Here is a 19,647-nt window from a genome sequence, read left to right as displayed (position 1 = left end):
ACCATGAACAACTCCCTGGGAAACACCGCCCGCCTGCTCGGCGCCGGCCTTCGTGCGCTCCTGGTCCTCACTCTGGTGACCGGGGTCATCTACCCGCTGGTCGTGACCGGCATCGCCCAGGCGGCGTTCGGCGGCAAGGCGAACGGATCGGAGGTCAAGTCCGATGGGAAGGTGGTCGGTTCGGAGCTGATCGGGCAGCGCTACGACCTGCCGAAGAAGAACCCCGACGACGCCGAGGAGGCGGCCCGCCCGGACCTGCACTGGTTCCAGCCGCGCCCCTCGGGCGGCCTCGGCTCCAACAAGGCCAACGGCGTCAACACCCAGTACGACCTGCTGGTGTCGGGCGCGACCAACCTGTCCGGCGACAACGAGAAGCTGATCCAGCAGATCAAGGACGCCAAGGCAGCCGTGGTCAAGGACAACTCCACCCCCACGTACAAGGTGAACCCCTCCGACGTCCCCGCCGACGCGGTCACCTCCTCCGGCTCCGGCCTCGACCCCGACATCTCGCCCAAGTACGCGAAGCTCCAGATCCACCGCGTCGCCGAGGTGAACGGGCTGCCGGTGGCGAAGGTGGAGAAGCTGGTCGACGACAACACCACAGGCCGCGTACTCGGCTTCATCGGCGAACCGAGGGTGAACGTCCTGAAGCTGAACATCGCGCTGAAGGGGCTTGTGGGGGAGTGAGGGGGTTAGGGGGCGGGGGTCGCCGGTCGCCGGGACGGGACGGGGCCTTGGGACGGCCCGGGGCCACGGGGGCCCCGGGCCGCCCCGGGGGGCGTTCCTCGGCCCGGCCGGGGGGCGGGGATGCGGCTCGGCCCGGGGGCGGGGATGTGATCCGGCTCAGGGGTCGGGGCGGGGATGTGGCCCGGCCCGGGGGTGGGGGCGCGGGCAGGCCGCCGGGGCGGGGGGGCGGGCGGCCCGAGGGCAACTCCATGGGCGGGCCCCTGGCCGGGCCCGCGGCGACGAGAAGGGACGGCCCGATGACCCGGGTGCTGGTGGTGGAGGACGAACCGCAGCTCGTACGGGCGCTGGAGATCAACCTCAGAGCGCGCAAGTACGAGGTGGAGGCGGCCCCCGACGGCGAGACGGCCCTCGGCCTCGCCGCCGCCCACCCGCCGGACGCGGTGCTCCTGGACCTGGGCCTGCCGGACATGGACGGCCTCGATGTGATGCGGACGCTGCGCCGCTGGTCGCGGGTGCCGATCCTGGTGGTCTCGGCCCGCAACACCTCCGACGAGAAGGTGGCGGCGCTGGACGCGGGCGCGGACGACTACATCACCAAGCCGTTCAGCATGGCGGAGCTGCTGGCGAGGCTGCGGGCGGCGACCCGCAGGGGGGAGGAGGGGAGTACGGGGACCGGCCGGGCGGAGGCGGGGGCGGCGGGTCTGATGGGGGCGGCCGGGCAGGGGGACCTGGCGGGTCACGGGGTGGGCCCGGCGATGGTGGAGACGCCCACCTTCACCCTGGACCTCCTGGCGAAGAAGGCGACGCGTGACGGCGCGCCGGTACGGCTGACGCCCACGGAGTGGCACCTGCTGGAAACCCTGGTGCGCCACCGGGGCCACCTGGTCACCCAGCGCCAGCTCCTCCAGGAGGTCTGGGGCCCGACCTACCGCACGCAGAGCAACTACCTGCGCGTCTACATGGCCCAGCTCCGCCGCAAACTGGAGGCTGACCCGTCCCACCCGAGATACCTGGTGACGGCGCCGGGAATGGGCTACCGGTTCGAGGTGTGAGGGGGAGGGGCGGACCGTAGAGTGGTCCAAAACGGTGAATAACGGCACGAAGTGGCACGTGTACGCGTACGCGCGGGCGTGCACTGGGCACGCACCCACGCCCTGTGCCGCACCCCCTTCCCCAGGAAGAAGAGGCCCATGTCGAAGCGAGGCAACAAGCGACGCGCCCGGAAGAAGAAGAGCGCGAACCACGGGAAGCGGCCGAACTCGTAGGGGGCGGGGCCGCGGCGGGAGGGACGCGGGGCAGGCCGGGCAGCGGCCGGGCGGTGACGTTCTGAGGCCCTGATGCCGCGGTCCACGGCCCCTGGTCCGTGATGCGGTGAAGGGCCGTATGCGCCCAGAATGGCGTCATGGAACTGGCGGCAGCACGCGCACTGCTCCCCGCGGCGGTACAGGAGGCGCGAGCCGGTCGGGCCGAGGGCGGAATCCCGATCGGCGCGGCGCTGTACGCGGCGAACGGCGAACTCCTCGGCCGGGGCCACAACCGCCGCGTCCAGGACGGCGATCCGACGATGCACGCGGAAACGGCGGCGTTCCGAGCGGCGGGCCGCCGCCGCACCTACCGCGACACCACGATGGTGACGACGCTCTCCCCCTGCTGGTACTGCAGCGGCCTGATCCGCCAGTTCAACATCCCCAGGGTGGTGATCGGCGAGGCGACAACGTTCGGGGGCGGACACGAGTGGCTGGCGGAGTGCGGGGTGGAGGTGGTGGTGCTGGGGGATGCGGAGTGCGTGGCGATGATGCGCGAATTCATCTCTGGGCGGCCGGAGTTGTGGGGGGAGGACATCGGGGAGGGGTGATCCCCGGAAGGCGAGGGGCTTTGCGTAACTGCACGTCACGCGCTGGAAGCGGTATGGACATGACCGCCTGTACGCGAATTACGAGGTCGCACGCGCCGACGTGCAAAGTTTGCACCCAAGCTCCTTACTCGGCATGAGAGTCAAGCCGGCCGGGGAGATGGGACACCCAGGACCGCCCCGGAGGTACGTCCCGACTGCGTGAGCCCCGGGGGGATCCGGGGCTTTTGTCATGCGGGGCGCGCACTCGCAGGGGCCCGAAACGTGCCCCTGCGAGTGCGCCGACACCCTCCAACATCATCACGTCATTGCAACGTGATCACTGTCATGCAGCCGCTCGCGCTGGCGTCTACCTGCACACGCAAGAAGACCCCGCACCCAGCGAAGTGGCTGGTGGCGGGGTCTTTAGGCACCTACTAGAGGTGCCCCCGGCAGGATTCGAACCTGCGCACACGGCTCCGGAGGCCGTTGCTCTATCCCCTGAGCTACGGGGGCGTTCGCCGTCGTTCTTGGCGACGGGTAGAACCCTACCAGCTCCGGCGGGGTGGCTGTGAACAGGGATTTCCGGTGGTCGGCGGGGGCTGGGTCCCCCGCAGGGGGCGGAAGTGGGGAAAACCCGGACGCGGTGGCGTTCGCGGACCTAACCTCAAGATGTGTCAGGCGTGTCCGGCCGGGTGCTTGTTGTCGACGACAACAAGGTCATCCGGCAGCTGATCAGGGTCAACCTCGAGCTGGAGGGCTTCGAGGTCGTGACCGCGGCCGATGGTGCCGAGTGTCTGGAAGTGGTGCACCGGGTCTGTCCGGATGTCATCACCCTGGACGTCGTGATGCCACGGCTCGACGGTCTGCGTACGGCCGCGCGCCTGCGGGCCGACGCCCGTACGCGGGCGCTGCCGCTCGCGATCATCAGTGCCTGTACGCAGTACGAGGTGGAGACCGGGCTCGCCGCGGGCGTGGACGCGTTCCTGGCCAAGCCCTTCGAGCCGGCCGAGCTCGTCAAGGTCGTACGGCAGCTGATGTACCGGGAGGCTCCGCCGTCCGCCGACGGCAACAGGCAGTCCGGACATGCAGGGCGGACGGCCGGACGGTAGCCGCGTGGGGTGCCGGCGGCATCGGGCTCGCCCGTATCCCGGCCGAGGGCCACTTGCCGCCGCACCCGCCCCGCACCTCGCAGAGGGCCACTGCCGTAGTGCCCGCCCCGCACCCCGGCTCAGGGCCACTGCCCGCAGCTCCCGTCCTGCATCCCGGCCGACGGCCGCCGCTGTGGTGCTCGCCTGGTACTCGGCCGAAGGCCACCGCCGCACCCGCCCCGCACCTCGCAGAGGGCCGCCGCCGTAATACCCGCCGCCCCCGGCCGGAGGCCACCTCCGCAGTGCCCGCCCCGCCGCCCCCGGCCGGAGGCCACCTCCGCAGTGCCCGCCCCGCCGCCCCCGGCCGGAGGCCACCTCCGCAGTGCCCGCCCCGCCACCCCCCGGCCGAAGGCCACCTCCGCAGTGCCCCCGGCTCCCTGCGGGCTGCCGTCGCCGCGAGCCCCCGCCGCCCCACCCCACCGCCCGCGCCGGAGGCACCCCCCGCCCACATGCCGAAACCAGTTCGCCGACCCACCCCCCCTCTCCCATACGCTTGGCCCGTGACCCCCGCAGAGCTCTCCCTTGCCGTCGTGCGTGCCGTGCGCGGTGCCGTTGACGCGGGTGTGCTGCGGGTCGACGTGCCCCGGGACGTCAAGGTGGAGCGGACCCGGCCGGGGGGCGCGGGGGAGTACGCCAGTGGGGTCGCCCTCAAGCTCGCCGCCGCCGCCGGGCTCGCGCCCCGTGCCGTCGCCGAGGATCTGCGCGGGCGGCTCGCCGGTACTCCGGGGCTCGCCCGCGTCGACATCAGCGGGCCCGGGTTCCTGAACTTCACGCTCGACGCCGCGCCCGCCCGGGACGAGCTCGTACGGCGGGTGCTCGCGCAAGGGCGGGAGTACGGGTACGGGCGCGCCCTCGCCGGGCAGCACTTCGACTTCGCCCCCGTCACCGAGCCCCGGGCCCTCGTCGTCACCTCCGTCGTCGTGGAGCTCCTGCAGTCACAGGGCGCCACCGCCGCGATCGGTCCGCACGGCGGCGAGCGGCTGCATGTGCTGCCGGATCCGTACGGGGTGGAGTCGGAGTCGGAGGCGGAGTCGGACATGGGCCTGGACCCGGAGCCGGACCTGGACCTGAAGTGGGAGCGGGACCCCGTGCCCCCGGCCGCCACCCCCGCCCCGGGAACCTCCGCCCCGGACGCGCCGGGCACCCCCGCCCCCGGCGCACCCAGCACACCGGCACCCGGCACCCCCAGCACCCCGGCCCCCACCGCCCCCCTCCCCGCCCTCACCGGCCCCTCCGCCGCCCGCTGGGCCTACCTTCGGGCCGCCGCGCACGATCGGCCCGCCCGTGCGGACGAGCTGCTCTCCCAGCGCGACGGCAACCCCTACTTCCGGGTGCGGTACGCGTACTCCCGTACGCGGGCCCTCACCCGTAACGCCCGTGACCTCGGGTTCAGCGGTGAACCCGGTGATCTGGGGGACGGCGTGGGACACCCGCTCCAGCGGGTGTCCCACGCCCCCCTCCTCGCCCTCCTCGCCGACCACCCCGGCGTCCTGCTCGGGGCCGCCCGGCTGCGGGCGCCCGACCGGGTCGCGCGGCAGCTCGAAGCCGTGGCCGACGCCGTGCTGGACACCCAGCACGGCGTGCTGCCCGTCGGGGACGAGAAACCCTCGGCCGCCCACCGTGCCCGGCTCGCGCTCGCCGAAGCCGCCGGGGCGGTGCTCGCCGGTGGCCTGTCCCTGTTCGGCATCGACGCCCCTGAATTCCTGTGAACTCGCAAGAGTCGTAAGAGTTGTGAGAGTGACAGCATGAGCCGTTCCGCCCACCCCGCCGGGCCCCGTCACGCCGATGTCCTTCCCGAGGGGCACTACTCGGCGCCGCCCGCGGACCTCAACTCCCTTGATCCGAAGGTCTGGTCGCGGACCGTCGAGCGCGACGAGGACGGCCGCGTCCGCGTGGGCGGCCTCGATGTCGCCGCGCTGGCCGAGGAGTTCGGCACCCCCGCCTACTTCCTGGACGAGGCCGACTTCCGGGCCCGCTGCCGCGCCTGGGCCGACGCCTTCGGCGAGGACGCCGACGTCTTCTACGCCGGAAAGGCGTTCCTCTCGCGCGCCGTCGTGCGCTGGCTGCACGAGGAGGGGCTCAACCTGGACGTGTGCTCCGGCACCGAGCTCGCCACCGCCCTGCTGGCCGGGATGCCCGCCGAGCGGATCGCCCTGCACGGCAACAACAAGTCCGAGGAGGAGATCCGGCGGGCCGTGGAGGCGGGCGTCGGGCGGATCGTGCTCGACTCCTTCCAGGAGATCGCCCGGGTCGCCCACATCGCCCAGGAGCTCGGCAGGCGCCAGCGCGTCCAGATCCGGGTGACCGTGGGCGTCGAGGCGCACACCCACGAGTTCATCGCCACCGCCCACGAGGACCAGAAGTTCGGGATCGCGCTCGCGGGCGGGCAGGCCGCCGAGGCCGTGCGCCGGGCGCTGAAGCTCGACGGCCTGGAGCTGATCGGGATCCACTCCCACATCGGGTCGCAGATCTTCGACATGGCCGGGTTCGAGGTGTCCGCCCGCCGGGTGGTCCAGCTGCTCGCCGCCGTACGCGACGAGCACGGGGTCGAGCTGCCCGAGATCGACCTCGGCGGCGGCCTCGGCATCGCGTACACCTCCGACGACGACCCGCGCGAGCCGCACGAGATCGCCGGGGCGCTCAACGAGATCGTCACCCGCGAGTGCGAGGCCGCCGGACTGCGCACGCCGCGCATCTCCGTCGAGCCGGGGCGCGCCATCGTGGGGCCGAGCGCTTTCACGCTCTACGAGGTCGGCACGATCAAGCCGCTGGACGGGCTGCGGACCTATGTCAGCGTCGACGGCGGAATGTCGGACAATATTCGTACCGCTCTCTATGACGCCGAATACTCGGTGGCTCTCGTCTCGCGGACTTCGGACGCGGAACCGATGCTGGTACGGGTCGTCGGCAAGCACTGTGAGAGCGGTGACATCGTGGTGCGGGACGCGTTCCTGCCGGCCGATCTCGCGCCCGGTGACCTGATCGCGGTGCCGGCCACCGGGGCGTACTGCCGCTCCATGGCCAGCAACTACAACCACGCGCTCCGCCCGCCCGTCGTGGCGGTGCGCGACGGCGGTGCGCGGGTGATCGTCCGGCGCGAGACCGAGGAAGACCTTCTTCGGCTCGATGTCGGCTGAACCGGCGAATCCGTCGGTCCGATGAATAGATAATGGAATATCTGTCTCAGGATCCGGACGAGGGCGGGAAACCCCCGTCCGGTGAGTGAGACTGGATCGCATTCAAGCTGGTAGAAGGAAACGAGGTCGGATGATGCGTACGCGTCCGCTTAAAGTGGCGCTGCTGGGCTGTGGAGTGGTCGGCTCAGAGGTGGCGCGCATCATGACGACGCACGCCGACGACCTCACGGCGCGCATCGGCGCGCCCGTGGAGCTCGCCGGCGTCGCCGTGCGCCGGCCGTCCAAGGTGCGCGCGGGCATCGACCCCGACCTCGTCACCACCGACGCCACCGCGCTGGTCAAACGCGGTGACATCGACGTCGTCATCGAGGTCATCGGCGGCATCGAGCCCGCCCGCACCCTCATCACCACCGCCTTCGAGCACGGCGCCTCCGTCGTCTCCGCCAACAAGGCGCTGCTCGCCCAGGACGGCGCCGCGCTGCACGCCGCCGCCGACGAGCACGGCCGGGACCTGTACTACGAGGCGGCCGTCGCCGGGGCGATCCCGCTGATCCGGCCGCTGCGCGAGTCGCTGGCCGGGGACAAGGTCAACCGGGTGCTCGGCATCGTCAACGGCACGACCAACTTCATCCTCGACAAGATGGACTCCACCGGCGCCGGCTACCAGGAGGCCCTCGACGAGGCCACCGCCCTGGGGTACGCCGAGGCCGACCCGACCGCCGACGTCGAGGGCTTCGACGCCGCCGCCAAGGCCGCCATCCTGGCCGGGATCGCCTTCCACACCCGGGTGCGGCTCGACGACGTCTACCGCGAGGGCATGACCGAGGTGACCGCCGCCGACTTCGCCTCCGCGAAGGAGATGGGCTGCACCATCAAGCTGCTCGCCATCTGCGAGCGCGCCGCCGACGGCGGGTCCGTCACCGCGCGCGTGCACCCGGCGATGATCCCGCTCGACCACCCGCTGGCGTCCGTGCGCGGCGCCTACAACGCGGTGTTCGTCGAGGCCGAGGCCGCCGGACAGCTGATGTTCTACGGGCCGGGCGCGGGCGGCGCGCCGACCGCCTCCGCCGTCCTCGGCGATCTGGTGGCGGTCTGCCGCAACAAGCTCGGCGAGTCCACCGGACCCGGTGAGTCCGCGTACACCCGGCTGCCCGTGAGCCCCATGGGCGACGTGGTCACGCGGTACCACATCAGCCTCGACGTGGCCGACAAACCGGGTGTCCTGGCCCAGGTCGCGACGGTGTTCGCGGAGCACGGGGTCAGCATCGACACCGTCCGCCAGCAGAGCAGGAATTCAAGCAGCGGTGACGCGGTCGCCGTCGAGCAGGGTGGTGGGCGACGGGAGGGCGGCGAGGCGTCCCTCGTCGTCGTCACCCATCGCGCCGCTGATTCGGCCCTCACCGGGACCGTGGACGCGCTGCGCCAACTCGACACCGTGCGGGGTGTCGCCAGCATCATGCGTGTTGAAGGGGAGTAACGAGCAATGACCCACCAGTGGCGCGGAATCATCGAGGAGTACCGGGACCGGCTCCCCGTCTCCGCTACGACCCCGGTCGTCACCCTCCGCGAGGGCGGTACGCCGCTCGTGCCCGCGCAGGTGCTCTCCGAGCGCACCGGCTGCGAGGTGCACCTCAAGGTCGAGGGGGCCAACCCGACGGGCTCCTTCAAGGACCGCGGGATGACCATGGCCATCACCCGGGCCAAGGAGGAGGGCGCGAAGGCGGTCATCTGCGCCTCCACGGGCAACACCTCCGCCTCCGCCGCCGCCTACGCGGTGCGCGCCGGGATGGTCTGTGCCGTGCTCGTGCCGCAGGGCAAGATCGCGCTCGGCAAGATGGGTCAGGCGCTGGTCCACGGTGCCAAGATCCTCCAGGTCGACGGCAACTTCGACGACTGCCTCACGCTGGCGCGCAACCTCTCGGACAACTACCCGGTGGCGCTGGTCAATTCGGTCAACCCGGTCCGCATCGAGGGCCAGAAGACCGCCGCGTTCGAGATCGTGGACGCGCTCGGCGACGCCCCCGACATCCATGTGCTGCCGGTGGGCAACGCGGGCAACATCACCGCGTACTGGCGGGGGTACCGGGAGTACGCGGCGGACGGGGTGTCCTCCCGCACGCCCCGCATGTGGGGCTTCCAGGCGTCCGGTTCGGCGCCGATCGTGCGCGGCGAGGTGGTCAAGGACCCGTCGACGATCGCCACCGCGATCCGCATCGGCAACCCCGCCTCCTGGGAGTTCGCGCTGGCCGCGCGGGACGAATCCGGCGGCGCCATCGACGAGGTGACGGACCGTGAGATCCTGCGCGCCTACCGGCTGCTCGCCGCCCAGGAGGGCGTCTTCGTGGAGCCCGCCTCGGCCGCCTCGGTCGCCGGTCTGCTGAAGGCCGCCGAGCAGGGGCTGGTGGACCCGGGCCAGAAGATCGTGTGCACGGTCACCGGAAACGGTCTGAAGGACCCGGACTGGGCCGTCGCGGGCGCTCCGCAGCCGGTCACCGTCCCGGTGGACGCGGCGACTGCGGCCCAGCGCCTCGGGCTCGTCTAGCCGGCCCCTCGGGGCCGGTGACCGGTGTCCGGACGGCCCGGTCCGGACACCGACCGGTACGGAAACCCGTACAACTCGGTACGTAGGGGCACAGGGGGCTCGCGACACGCATCGTGCGCCTCCTGTGCGCCCTATGTCGCCACGGAACCTTCCTTCGATAGGCTGTACCCAACCCGCCCCGCCGCATATGCCGCGGTGCAGTTGCCCATGTGGCCGTCGGGTTCCTGGGTACCTCTTCGAAAATCCCGCAGCAGTCTCACAAGGAGAGTCATCAGAGCGATGGCCGGTCCCGCATTCCGCGCCGCCGCCGTACGGGTGCGCGTCCCCGCCACCAGTGCCAACCTCGGCCCGGGCTTCGACTCCCTCGGCCTGTCACTGGGGCTCTACGACGACGTGGTCGTCCGTGTCGCCGACTCCGGCCTGCACGTCGACATCGCGGGCGAGGGCGCCCAGACGCTGCCCCGCGACGAGAGCCACCTCCTCGTACGCTCGCTGCGCACCGCGTTCGACCTGCTCGGCGGGCAGCCGCGCGGACTTGAGGTCGTCTGCGCCAACCGCATCCCGCACGGCCGGGGCCTCGGCTCCTCCTCGGCGGCCATCTGCGCCGGCATCGTGGCCGCCCGCGCGGTGACCATAGGCGGCGACGCGAAGCTCGACGACGCGGCCCTGCTCGAACTCGCCACCGAGATCGAGGGACACCCCGACAACGTCGCCGCGTGCCTGCTCGGCGGTTTCACGCTCTCCTGGATGGAGGGGGGCGCGGCGCGGGCCCTCAGGATGGATCCCGCGGATTCCATCGTTCCGGTGGTCTTCGTGCCCGGCCGGCCGGTGCTGACGGAGACCGCCCGGGGGCTGCTGCCGCGGACCGTCCCGCACGTGGACGCGGCGGCCAACGCCGGACGTGCCGCACTGCTCGTGGAGGCGCTCACCCGGCGCCCCGAGCTGCTGCTGCCGGCCACCGAGGACCGGCTCCACCAGGAATACCGGGCACCGGCGATGCCCGAGAGCGTGGCGCTGGTCAACCGACTGCGGGCGGACGGCGTCCCCGCGGTCATCTCCGGCGCGGGCCCCACGGTCCTCGCGCTGGTCGAGGACGGTGCGGCCGACAAGGTCGCACGACTGGCGGGCGACGGGTGGGCCGCGAACCGGCTCCGCCTCGACGCCTCGGGCGCGAGCGTCCTGCCACTGGGCTCCTAGGGGCCCGCCGGGCGGGACGCGCGGCTTGCCGGTGATTGAGAGGGGGAATGTTTGTTGGATCCGGTAGTGTTAACCTCAAGTCTGCATCGGTCGTCTTTGTGGCGCGGTGCTTCGTGTCCCCTTCAGGGACCGCCATTCTTCCGGGAGCCTCCCAAACCGCCAGTGCAGCCTGCCTGAGCAGTTTCCGAGCACGCTCCGGAACCGGCACGACACCCCCCGCTTTTCCCAGGGGGCCGAGTAGGGGAACTCGGGCCGGACCCCACGCACGTTCATCTTTCCGCCGCACGCGGCGGACCACCGCCCCGGCACGGTCAGTGACCCCAGGTCACGGGCCATGTTCGGACAGCACAACCGGTCGCCGAGCCAGACAGGCCGACGTCCGCTCCAGGGAAGGACCCTTCGTGAGCGACACCACCGATCTGATGGGCGTGACTGCCGACGCTTCCGTCGACAACGCCGCGCCCGCCGCAGGTGCTGCCTCGGGCACCACCTCACGGCGCCGCCGCTCCGGCACCGGCCTCGACGGCATGGTCCTGGCCGAGCTGCAGCAGGTCGCGTCCGGCCTCGGCATCAGGGGCACCGCGCGCATGCGCAAGAGCCAGCTGATCGAGGTCATCAAGGAGGCGCAGTCCGGCTCCGCCTCCGCGGCCCCGGCCAAGGGCGCCGACGCGGCCGAGACCAAGCCGAAGCGCCGCGCCACCTCCAAGGCCCGTACGGGTGACGAGGCCGAGGCCAAGGCCACCGCCCAGCAGCAGATCGAGATCCCCGGCCAGCCCTCGCCCAAGGTCTCCGACCAGGGCGGCGAGGAGCAGCCCGCGGGCGGCGAGCGCCGTCGCCGGCGGGCCACCGCGGCCGCCGGCTCCCCGGAGTCCGCGACCGCCGCCGCCGAGCCGCAGGGCGCCAAGGCCGACGCCAGGGCCGAGCAGAAGACCGAGGGCCAGGCGGAGAACAAGGCCGCCGAGGCGGTCGAGGGCGCCGAGGGCCGCCGGGACCGCCGGGACCGCGGCGAGCGCGGCGAGCGCCAGGGCCGTCAGCGCGGCGACCGCGACCGCGGTGAGCGGGGCGACCGCCGGGGCAAGGGCGGCGACGACCAGCAGGGCCAGCGCCAGCAGCGCCAGGGCGGCCAGGGCCAGCAGAACAACGGCCCGCAGGACGACTTCGACGACGAGGGCCGCCGTGGCCGCCGGGGCCGCTACCGCGACCGCCGGGGCCGTCGTGGCGGGCGCGACGAGTTCGGCGCCGAGCCGCAGGTCAACGACGACGACGTGCTGATCCCCGTCGCGGGCATCCTGGACATCCTCGACAACTACGCGTTCATCCGGACCTCCGGCTACCTGCCGGGCCCGAACGACGTGTACGTCTCGCTGGCCCAGGTCCGCAAGAACGGTCTGCGCAAGGGTGACCACGTCACCGGCGCCGTGCGCCAGCCGAAGGAGGGCGAGCGCCGCGAGAAGTTCAACGCGCTGGTCCGCCTGGACTCGGCCAACGGCATGGCGGCCGACTCCGGCCGGGGCCGCCCCGAGTTCAACAAGCTCACCCCGCTCTACCCGCAGGACCGGCTCCGCCTGGAGACCGACCCGGGCGTGCTGACCACGCGGATCATCGACCTCGTGTCGCCGATCGGCAAGGGCCAGCGCGGTCTGATCGTGGCCCCGCCGAAGACCGGCAAGACCATGATCATGCAGGCGATCGCCAACGCGATCACGCACAACAACCCCGAGTGCCACCTGATGGTCGTCCTGGTCGACGAGCGTCCGGAAGAGGTCACCGACATGCAGCGGTCGGTCAAGGGCGAGGTCATCTCCTCGACCTTCGACCGTCCGGCCGAGGACCACACCACCGTCGCGGAGCTCGCCATCGAGCGCGCCAAGCGTCTGGTGGAGCTCGGCCACGACGTGGTCGTGCTGCTCGACTCGATCACCCGTCTGGGCCGTGCGTACAACCTGGCGGCCCCGGCCTCCGGGCGCATCCTCTCCGGTGGTGTCGACTCGACGGCGCTCTACCCGCCCAAGCGCTTCTTCGGCGCCGCGCGCAACATCGAGGACGGCGGCTCGCTGACCATCCTCGCCACCGCGCTCGTGGAGACCGGCTCGCGCATGGACGAGGTGATCTTCGAGGAGTTCAAGGGCACCGGCAACATGGAGCTCAAGCTCGACCGCAAGCTCGCCGACAAGCGCATCTTCCCGGCGGTGGACGTGGACGCGTCCGGCACCCGCAAGGAAGAGATCCTGCTCGGCAGCGACGAGCTCGCGGTGGTCTGGAAGCTGCGCCGGGTGCTGCACGCGCTCGACCAGCAGCAGGCGATCGAGCTCCTCCTGGACAAGATGAAGCAGACGAAGTCGAACGCCGAGTTCCTGCTCCAGATCCAGAAGACCACCCCGGGCAACGGCAACGACTAGTCACCGCCGCGACCTGCGCGAACGCCCTCGGCACCTCGGTGCCGGGGGCGTTTTCGCGTACCCGGGGCGCGGAGACCTTCGCCACAGCGCGAGGGCGCTCTCACAGGGTTCTTAGAACCCTGTGCAACCCTTTTTGATGCTCTTCCGTCTGACAAGTGTCGACAAACCGTGCCTGAGAGGCAGGGCGGGGGGTACCCAGGAGCTGCGAGGACTGAGGAGAACATGACCGACCGGAGTGACAGCGACAGCGCCCGAATATCCGGCGGTGGCCGGGGCAGGCGCCGCAGGCGTCCGACCGCGCGCCGCCGTGCCGTGAAGATAGCCGCGTGGTCCGCGGCGGGCGTCGTGCTGGCCGGCGGGGCCGGCCTCGGGTACGTGTACTTCAAGCTGAACGGCAACATCAAGGGCGTCGACATCAACGCCCAGCTCGGCACCGACCGCCCCCAGGACGTCGACAACGGGTCGATGGACATCCTGGTGCTCGGTTCCGACTCGCGGGCCGGCGCCAACAAGGCGTACGGCAAGGACGAGGGCGGCGCCCGCTCCGACACCGCGATGATCATCCATGTGTACGAGGGCCACAAGACGGCCAGTGTCGTCTCCATCCCGCGCGACACCCTGGTCACCCGGCCGTCCTGCCCCACCCCGGGCGGCGGCACCGACCCGGGCGGCAAGCGGCAGATGTTCAACACCGCGTACGAGGTCGGCGGGCCCGCCTGCGCGGTGAAGACCGTCGAGCAGATGTCCGGCATCCGGATGGACCACTACATCGAGGTCGACTTCACCGGCTTCAAGAAGCTCATCGACGAGCTCGGCGGGGTGCCCGTCACCACCGCGAAGCCGATCAAGGACACCAAGAGCCACCTCGACCTGCCGGCCGGCAAGCACACCCTCAACGGCGAGCAGGCCCTCGGCCTGGTCCGCACCCGGCACGGCGTCGGCGACGGCTCGGACCTCGGCCGCATCCAGCTCCAGCAGGCGTTCATCAAGGCGCTGATCGAGCGGATCAAGGGCGTCGGCGTCTTCAGCAGCCCCACCAAGCTCTACGGGCTCGCGGACGCGGCCACCAAGGCGATCACCACCGACTCCGACCTGAACTCGATCAACAAGCTGATCGGCTTCGGCAACGGTCTCAAGGGCCTCGGCTCCAACGACATCAAGATGGTCACCCTGCCGGTGATGTACGACCCGGCCGACCCCAACCGCGTACTGCCCCAGGAGGCCCAGGCCCGCCAGGTCTGGGACGCACTGGCCAAGGACCAGCCGATCCCGGCCTCCGCGACCAAGGATTCCGCGGGTGACAAGGGTGAGGCCGGAACCGTGGTTTCAACCGGCTGACCTGCGGTTTCGATCTGCCGGACGGGCCGTGGAATAGATCGGGGCGGTCCCCGGTTTTGGGAGATACGGCCAGTCCTGGCAGACTGGTACGTCGGCCCCGGTTCACGTGCGCGCAGTCCCGCGCGGACGACCCGGAGCCCTCCAGGAACATAGGAGACACCTTGAAGCGCGACATCCACCCCCAGTACGTCGAGACGCAGGTCAGCTGCACCTGTGGCGCGTCGTTCACCACCCGTAGCACCCTGGCCGAGGGCACCATCCGTGCCGAGGTCTGCTCCGAGTGCCACCCGTTCTACACGGGCAAGCAGAAGATCCTCGACACCGGTGGCCGCGTGGCCCGCTTCGAGGCCCGCTTCGGCAAGGCTGCTGCCGCCAAGAAGTAGCGAGCCACTGCGCCGGTCTTCGGCCGCCCCTCACGGGGTGGCCGGGGCCGGTGTTTTTACTTCTTGCCGGGGGTCCGGGGAGCGTCCCCCGGGAAGACACAGTGCCCTCTCCCGCAGCCACTTCACGAAAACCAGGAGCCCCCGATGTTCGAGGCGGTCGAGGAACTGATCGGCGAGCACGCCGATCTGGAGAAGAAGCTCGCCGACCCTTCGGTCCACGCCGATCAGGCGAACGCGCGCAAGCTGAACAAGCGCTACGCCGAGCTCACGCCGATCGTGGGGACCTACCGCTCCTGGAAGCAGGCCGGTGAGGACATCGAGACGGCCAAGGAGCTCGCGGCCGACGACCCGGACTTCGCGGCCGAGGTCAAGGAGCTGGACAAGCACCGCGAGGAGCTGACGGAGAAGCTGCGCCTCCTCCTCGTTCCGCGCGACCCCAGCGACGACAAGGACGTCCTCCTGGAGATCAAGGCGGGCGCGGGCGGCGACGAGTCGGCCCTGTTCGCCGGCGACCTGCTGCGGATGTACCTGCGCTACGCCGAGCGCGTCGGCTGGAAGACCGAGATCATCGACGCCACCGAGTCCGAGCTGGGCGGCTACAAGGACGTCCAGGTCGCCGTGAAGACCAAGGGCGGCCAGGGCGCCACCGAGCCCGGCCAGGGCGTCTGGGCGCGGCTGAAGTACGAGGGCGGGGTGCACCGCGTGCAGCGCGTGCCCGCCACCGAGTCGCAGGGCCGCATCCACACCTCCGCCGCCGGCGTGCTGGTCACGCCCGAGGCCGAGGAGGTCGACGTCGAGATCAACATGAACGACCTGCGCATCGACGTCTATCGCTCGTCGGGCCCCGGCGGCCAGTCCGTCAACACCACCGACTCGGCCGTCCGCATCACGCACCTGCCGACCGGTGTGGTCGCCTCCTGCCAGAACGAGAAGAGCCAGCTCCAGAACAAGGAGCAGGCCATGCGCATCCTGCGCTCGCGGCTGCTGGCCGCGGCCCAGGAGGCGGCCGAGCAGGAGGCCGCCGACGCCCGGCGCAGCCAGGTGCGTACCGTGGACCGGTCCGAGAAGATCCGCACGTACAACTTCCCGGAGAACCGCATCTCGGACCACCGGGTCGGCTTCAAGGCGTACAACTTGGACCAGGTGCTCGACGGCGACCTGGACGCGATGATCCAGGCGTGCGTCGACGCCGACTCCGCAGCCAAGCTCGCCGCGGCGAGCTGACCCACCCGTAAGACACCCCGCTTCCCCCGCCCTCCCAGCGGGTGGGGGAGGCCCAGCGCAGCCGGAGGACCAGCGTGCCGCAACATTCTGGGGGGCGAACCCCAGGCCCCCGCAGTGTGCTGCTCGCGGAGGTGGCCCAGGCCACCCAGCGGCTGGCCGACGCCGGCGTGCCCTCGCCGCGCTTCGACGCGGAGGAGCTCGCCGCGCACATCCACGGCGTCAAGCGGGGAGAGCTGCACCTGGTCAAGGACGCCGACTTCGACGCCCGGTACTGGGAGGCGGTGGCCCGCCGCGAGGCGCGCGAGCCGCTCCAGCACATCACCGGGCGGGCGTTCTTCCGCTATCTGGAGCTCCAGGTCGGCCCCGGCGTCTTCGTGCCGCGCCCCGAGACCGAGTCGGTCGTCGGCTGGGCCATAGACGCCGTGCGGGCCATGGACGTGGTCGAGCCGCTCATCGTCGACCTGTGCACCGGCTCCGGCGCGATCGCCCTCGCCATGGCCCAGGAGGTGCCCCGCTCGCGGGTGCACGCCGTGGAGCTGTCCGAGGACGCGCTGGACTGGACCCGCAAGAACGTCGAGGGCTCGCGCGTGGTGCTGCACCAGGGCGACGCCCTGACCGCGCTGCCCGAGCTCGACGGCCAGGTCGACCTGGTCATCTCCAACCCGCCGTACATCCCGCTCACCGAGTGGGAGTACGTGGCGCCCGAGGCCCGCGACCACGACCCCGAACTCGCCCTCTTCTCCGGCGAGGACGGCCTCGACACCATCCGCGGCATCGAGCGCACCGCCCACCGGCTGCTGCGCCCCGGCGGCCTGGTCGTCATCGAGCACGCCGACACCCAGGGCGGCCAGGTCCCGTGGATCTTCAACGAGGAGGCCGGCTGGGCGGACGCGGCCGACCACCCCGACCTCAACAACCGGCCGCGCTTCGCCACGGCCCGCAAGGCCCTGCCGTGACCTTGTCGACCCCTTCCCGCTCCAAGACCGCGTACGTGTACGAGGAGGCCCCTTAAATGGCTCGGCGATACGACTGCAACGACGCGACCGACCGCACGACCGGTCTGCGCGAGGCCGCCTCCGCCGTGCGCCGCGGCGAGCTCGTCGTCCTCCCGACGGACACCGTGTACGGCATCGGCGCCGACGCGTTCAGCTCCGAGGCCGTCGCGTCCCTGCTGGACGCCAAGGGCCGGGGCCGCAACATGCCCACGCCCGTGCTCATCGGCTCCCCGAACACGCTGCACGGCCTCGTCACCGACTTCTCCGAGCAGGCGTGGGAGCTGGTCGACGCGTTCTGGCCCGGCGCCCTGACCCTGGTCGCCAAGCACCAGCCGTCCCTCCAGTGGGACCTGGGCGACACCCGGGGCACGGTCGCCATCCGGATGCCGCTGCACCCGGTCGCCATCGAGCTGCTCACCGAGGTCGGCCCGATGGCCGTCTCCTCCGCCAACCTCACCGGCCACCCGTCGCCGGAGGACTGCGACGCCGCGCAGGACATGCTGGGCGACTCCGTCTCGGTCTACCTGGACGGCGGCCCCACCCCGGGCATCGTCCCGTCCTCGATCGTGGACGTCACGGGCAAGGTGCCGGTGCTGCTGCGCGCGGGCGCGCTCGACGCCGACGAGCTGCGCAAGGTGGTACCCGACCTCGAGGTGGCGAATTGACAGCCCCTGAGACGGGGCGTGGCATAGGCACCGGGCTCACCGGCACCACCTTCCGCATCCTCCACGTCAGCACCGGCAACGTGTGCCGCTCGCCCATCACCGAGCGGCTGACCCGGCATGCCCTGACGGACCGGCTGGGCGACCCCTTCACGGGCGGCCTGATCGTGGAGAGCGCGGGCACCTGGGGCCACGAGGGCGCCCCGATGGAGGCCAACGCGGCGGCGGTGCTCGCGGACTTCGGCGCGGACGCCACCGGCTTCACGGGGCGCGAGCTCCTGGACGAGCACGTCATCACCGCGGACCTGGTCCTCACCGCCACCCGCGACCACCGCGCCCAGGTCATCTCGATGGGCCACTCGGCGGGGCTGCGCACCTTCACGCTGAAGGAGTTCACCCGTCTGGTGCGCGCCATAGACCCCTCGACCCTGCCGGACGCCGCCGAGGACGGCATGGTCGAGCGCGCCCGCGCCCTGGTCCGGGCCGCCGCGGCGCTGCGCGGCTGGCTGCTCGCCCCGAGCGCGGAGGCGGACGAGGTGAACGACCCGTACGGGGCGCCGATCACCTTCTTCCGCTCCATCGGCGACGAGATCAACACCGCCCTGGAGCCCGTGGTGACGGCCCTGACGGGCGTGTCCGCGCCGCACTGAGGACCGGGCGGCCCGGGCCGCCCGGCGCCGCCGCGCGCGGCGGCCGGAGGCCCGGCGCGCGGGCTGTCCGGAACGGGCTGACGGGAATCCGCCGGGCGCACGCCCCCGCGGCGGCCTACATTGGAGGCGACGCCTCACACCGCCCCCTGTCAGGCCCGGAGACCCCGATGACGGTCACCACCGCAGCCGTGTCCGCCGCCCGGCGCAACGCCCCCGAGGGGGCGCTCGACGCCCTGCGGCGCCAGGATCCCGAGATCGCCGACGTGCTGTTCGGCGAGGCCGAGCGCCAGGCCACCTCGCTCCAGCTGATCGCGGCCGAGAACTTCACCTCGCCCGCCGTGCTCGCCGCCCTCGGCTCCCCGCTGAGCAACAAGTACGCCGAGGGCTACCCCGGCGCCCGCCACCACGGCGGCTGCGAGGTGGTGGACGTGGCCGAGCGGATCGCCGTGGACCGGGCCAAGGCGCTCTTCGGCGCCGAACACGCCAACGTGCAGCCGCACTCCGGCTCCTCGGCCGTGCTCGCCGCCTACGCCGCGCTCCTGCGGCCGGGGGACACCGTGCTCGCGATGGGGCTCCCGTACGGGGGACACCTCACGCACGGCTCGCCCGCCAACTTCTCCGGCCGCTGGTTCGACTTCGTCGGCTACGGCGTCGACCCGGAGAGCGGGCTCATCGACTACGAGGAGGTGGCCGCGCTCGCCGCACGGCACCGGCCCAAGGCGATCGTCTGCGGCTCGATCTGCTATCCGCGCCACCCCGAGTACGCGGTGTTCCGCGAGATCGCCGACTCGGTGGGCGCCTATCTGATCGCGGACGCGGCGCACCCGATGGGCCTGGTGGCCGGGGGAGCGGCGCCCAGCCCCGTCCCGTACGCGGACGTGGTGTGCGCGACCACCCACAAGGTGCTGCGCGGCCCGCGCGGCGGGATGCTGCTGTGCGGCGCGGAGCTGGCGGCCCGGATCGACCGGGCGGTCTTCCCGTTCACCCAGGGCGGCGCCCAGATGCACACCATCGCCGCCAAGGCCGTCGCGTTCGGGGAGGCGGCCACCCCCGGGTTCACCGGGTACGCCCATCAGGTGGTGGCCAATGCGCGGGTGCTGGCGGCCGGGCTCGCCGCCGAGGGGTTCACCGTCGTCACCGGCGGCACCGACACCCATCTGGTGCTGGCCGACCCGAGCCCCCTGGGTGCCGACGGAAGGGCCGCCAGGGGCCGTCTGGCGGGCGCGGGGCTGGTCCTGGACACCTGCGCCCTGCCGTACGACGAAGCGCGCGGCATCCGGCTCGGTACGGCCGCGCTGACCACCCAGGGAATGGGCGAGGCGGAGATGGCGCGGATCGCCGTGCTGTTCTCCGCGGCGCTCCGCGACGAGCACGCCGCCCGCGCCGAGGTGCGCGAACTGGCGGGCAGATTCCCGCCCTATCCGCACACTTATCCGCACTAGACGGGATTG

At 72.0% G+C, this 19,647-nt stretch carries 17 protein-coding genes and 1 tRNA gene; 17 read left to right on the top strand and 1 reads right to left on the bottom strand.

Annotated features, from left to right (window positions below):
- Positions 1-3: 3 nt before the first annotated feature.
- The 3 genes from AB5J87_RS11525 to AB5J87_RS11515 all read left to right on the top strand — a co-directional run bounded on the left by AB5J87_RS11525 (position 4) and on the right by AB5J87_RS11515 (position 2,542).
- On the top strand, positions 4-687 hold the full coding sequence (locus AB5J87_RS11525) for a potassium-transporting ATPase subunit C (RefSeq protein WP_369376331.1): 684 nt from the start codon (positions 4-6) through the stop codon (positions 685-687).
- Between the two features lie 296 nt (positions 688-983).
- Complete coding sequence (locus AB5J87_RS11520) at positions 984-1,739, top strand: response regulator (protein WP_369376330.1); 756 nt, start codon at positions 984-986, stop codon at positions 1,737-1,739.
- Positions 1,740-2,089: 350 nt separating this feature from the next.
- Positions 2,090-2,542, top strand: coding sequence for a nucleoside deaminase (locus AB5J87_RS11515; protein WP_369376329.1), 453 nt, complete (start codon positions 2,090-2,092; stop codon positions 2,540-2,542).
- A 420-nt stretch (positions 2,543-2,962) separates the two neighbouring features.
- Here AB5J87_RS11515 and AB5J87_RS11510 read toward each other — a convergent pair.
- Positions 2,963-3,034 (bottom strand) — tRNA-Arg (locus AB5J87_RS11510).
- Positions 3,035-3,201: 167 nt separating this feature from the next.
- Between AB5J87_RS11510 and AB5J87_RS11505 the strand changes: the two genes are divergently transcribed.
- The 14 genes from AB5J87_RS11505 (at position 3,202) to glyA (ending at position 19,638) form a co-directional block, all read left to right on the top strand.
- Positions 3,202-3,630: a response regulator gene (locus tag AB5J87_RS11505; RefSeq protein WP_369383480.1), complete on the top strand. Its 429-nt coding sequence runs from the start codon at positions 3,202-3,204 to the stop codon at positions 3,628-3,630.
- 539 nt (positions 3,631-4,169) lie between these two features.
- Positions 4,170-5,378 carry an ArgS-related anticodon-binding protein NrtL gene (gene nrtL, locus AB5J87_RS11500; RefSeq protein WP_369376328.1) on the top strand — a complete coding sequence of 403 codons (1,209 nt, stop codon included), beginning with the start codon at positions 4,170-4,172 and terminating at the stop codon, positions 5,376-5,378.
- Positions 5,379-5,414: 36 nt separating this feature from the next.
- Positions 5,415-6,806 carry a diaminopimelate decarboxylase gene (gene lysA, locus AB5J87_RS11495; protein WP_369376326.1) on the top strand — a complete coding sequence of 464 codons (1,392 nt, stop codon included), beginning with the start codon at positions 5,415-5,417 and terminating at the stop codon, positions 6,804-6,806.
- A 133-nt stretch (positions 6,807-6,939) separates the two neighbouring features.
- On the top strand, positions 6,940-8,283 hold the full coding sequence (locus AB5J87_RS11490; protein WP_369376325.1) for a homoserine dehydrogenase: 1,344 nt from the start codon (positions 6,940-6,942) through the stop codon (positions 8,281-8,283).
- A 6-nt stretch (positions 8,284-8,289) separates the two neighbouring features.
- On the top strand, positions 8,290-9,348 hold the full coding sequence (gene thrC, locus AB5J87_RS11485; RefSeq protein WP_369376324.1) for a threonine synthase: 1,059 nt from the start codon (positions 8,290-8,292) through the stop codon (positions 9,346-9,348).
- Between the two features lie 279 nt (positions 9,349-9,627).
- Positions 9,628-10,545, top strand: a complete 918-nt coding sequence (thrB, locus tag AB5J87_RS11480; RefSeq protein ID WP_369376322.1) for a homoserine kinase — start codon at positions 9,628-9,630, stop codon at positions 10,543-10,545.
- A gap of 401 nt (positions 10,546-10,946) precedes the next feature.
- Positions 10,947-12,944: a transcription termination factor Rho gene (rho, locus tag AB5J87_RS11475; RefSeq protein ID WP_369376321.1), complete on the top strand. Its 1,998-nt coding sequence runs from the start codon at positions 10,947-10,949 to the stop codon at positions 12,942-12,944.
- 222 nt (positions 12,945-13,166) lie between these two features.
- Positions 13,167-14,282, top strand: coding sequence for an LCP family protein (locus tag AB5J87_RS11470; protein WP_369376320.1), 1,116 nt, complete (start codon positions 13,167-13,169; stop codon positions 14,280-14,282).
- 161 nt (positions 14,283-14,443) lie between these two features.
- Complete coding sequence (rpmE, locus tag AB5J87_RS11465; protein ID WP_369376318.1) at positions 14,444-14,665, top strand: 50S ribosomal protein L31; 222 nt, start codon at positions 14,444-14,446, stop codon at positions 14,663-14,665.
- A 144-nt stretch (positions 14,666-14,809) separates the two neighbouring features.
- The gene (prfA, locus tag AB5J87_RS11460) at positions 14,810-15,889 is read left to right on the top strand and encodes a peptide chain release factor 1 (RefSeq protein ID WP_369376317.1); all 1,080 of its coding nucleotides are present in this window, start codon (positions 14,810-14,812) and stop codon (positions 15,887-15,889) included.
- A gap of 74 nt (positions 15,890-15,963) precedes the next feature.
- Positions 15,964-16,845 (top strand): peptide chain release factor N(5)-glutamine methyltransferase, encoded by an 882-nt coding sequence (gene prmC, locus AB5J87_RS11455; RefSeq protein ID WP_369376316.1) that lies wholly within the window; start codon positions 15,964-15,966, stop codon positions 16,843-16,845.
- A gap of 56 nt (positions 16,846-16,901) precedes the next feature.
- Positions 16,902-17,549, top strand: a complete 648-nt coding sequence (locus tag AB5J87_RS11450) for an L-threonylcarbamoyladenylate synthase (protein WP_369376315.1) — start codon at positions 16,902-16,904, stop codon at positions 17,547-17,549.
- The gene (locus AB5J87_RS11445) at positions 17,546-18,196 is read left to right on the top strand and encodes a protein-tyrosine-phosphatase (RefSeq protein ID WP_369376313.1); all 651 of its coding nucleotides are present in this window, start codon (positions 17,546-17,548) and stop codon (positions 18,194-18,196) included. Before AB5J87_RS11450 ends, AB5J87_RS11445 begins: the two co-directional genes overlap by 4 nt.
- 167 nt (positions 18,197-18,363) lie before the next feature.
- Positions 18,364-19,638, top strand: coding sequence for a serine hydroxymethyltransferase (gene glyA, locus AB5J87_RS11440; RefSeq protein WP_369376311.1), 1,275 nt, complete (start codon positions 18,364-18,366; stop codon positions 19,636-19,638).
- Positions 19,639-19,647: the final 9 nt, after the last annotated feature.

The organism is Streptomyces sp. cg36 (assembly GCF_041080675.1).
In the GTDB taxonomy this organism is placed as follows: domain Bacteria; phylum Actinomycetota; class Actinomycetes; order Streptomycetales; family Streptomycetaceae; genus Streptomyces.
Note: the sequence above shows the minus strand (reverse complement) of the source record. Positions and strands in the feature narration are given on the sequence as shown.

What these genes read in the sequence shown, in the direction of transcription:
- lysA (WP_369376326.1), top strand. Translation starts at nt 5,415, where the DNA reads ATGAGCCGTTCCGCCCACCCCGCCGGGCCCCGTCACGCCGATGTCCTT.
- AB5J87_RS11490 (WP_369376325.1), top strand. Translation starts at nt 6,940, where the DNA reads ATGCGTACGCGTCCGCTTAAAGTGGCGCTGCTGGGCTGTGGAGTGGTC.
- AB5J87_RS11450 (WP_369376315.1), top strand. Translation starts at nt 16,902, where the DNA reads ATGGCTCGGCGATACGACTGCAACGACGCGACCGACCGCACGACCGGT.
- glyA (WP_369376311.1), top strand. Translation starts at nt 18,364, where the DNA reads ATGACGGTCACCACCGCAGCCGTGTCCGCCGCCCGGCGCAACGCCCCC.
- AB5J87_RS11525 (WP_369376331.1), top strand. Translation starts at nt 4, where the DNA reads ATGAACAACTCCCTGGGAAACACCGCCCGCCTGCTCGGCGCCGGCCTT.
- prfA (WP_369376317.1), top strand. Translation starts at nt 14,810, where the DNA reads ATGTTCGAGGCGGTCGAGGAACTGATCGGCGAGCACGCCGATCTGGAG.
- AB5J87_RS11515 (WP_369376329.1), top strand. Translation starts at nt 2,090, where the DNA reads ATGGAACTGGCGGCAGCACGCGCACTGCTCCCCGCGGCGGTACAGGAG.
- thrC (WP_369376324.1), top strand. Translation starts at nt 8,290, where the DNA reads ATGACCCACCAGTGGCGCGGAATCATCGAGGAGTACCGGGACCGGCTC.
- AB5J87_RS11470 (WP_369376320.1), top strand. Translation starts at nt 13,167, where the DNA reads ATGACCGACCGGAGTGACAGCGACAGCGCCCGAATATCCGGCGGTGGC.
- AB5J87_RS11520 (WP_369376330.1), top strand. Translation starts at nt 984, where the DNA reads ATGACCCGGGTGCTGGTGGTGGAGGACGAACCGCAGCTCGTACGGGCG.
- thrB (WP_369376322.1), top strand. Translation starts at nt 9,628, where the DNA reads ATGGCCGGTCCCGCATTCCGCGCCGCCGCCGTACGGGTGCGCGTCCCC.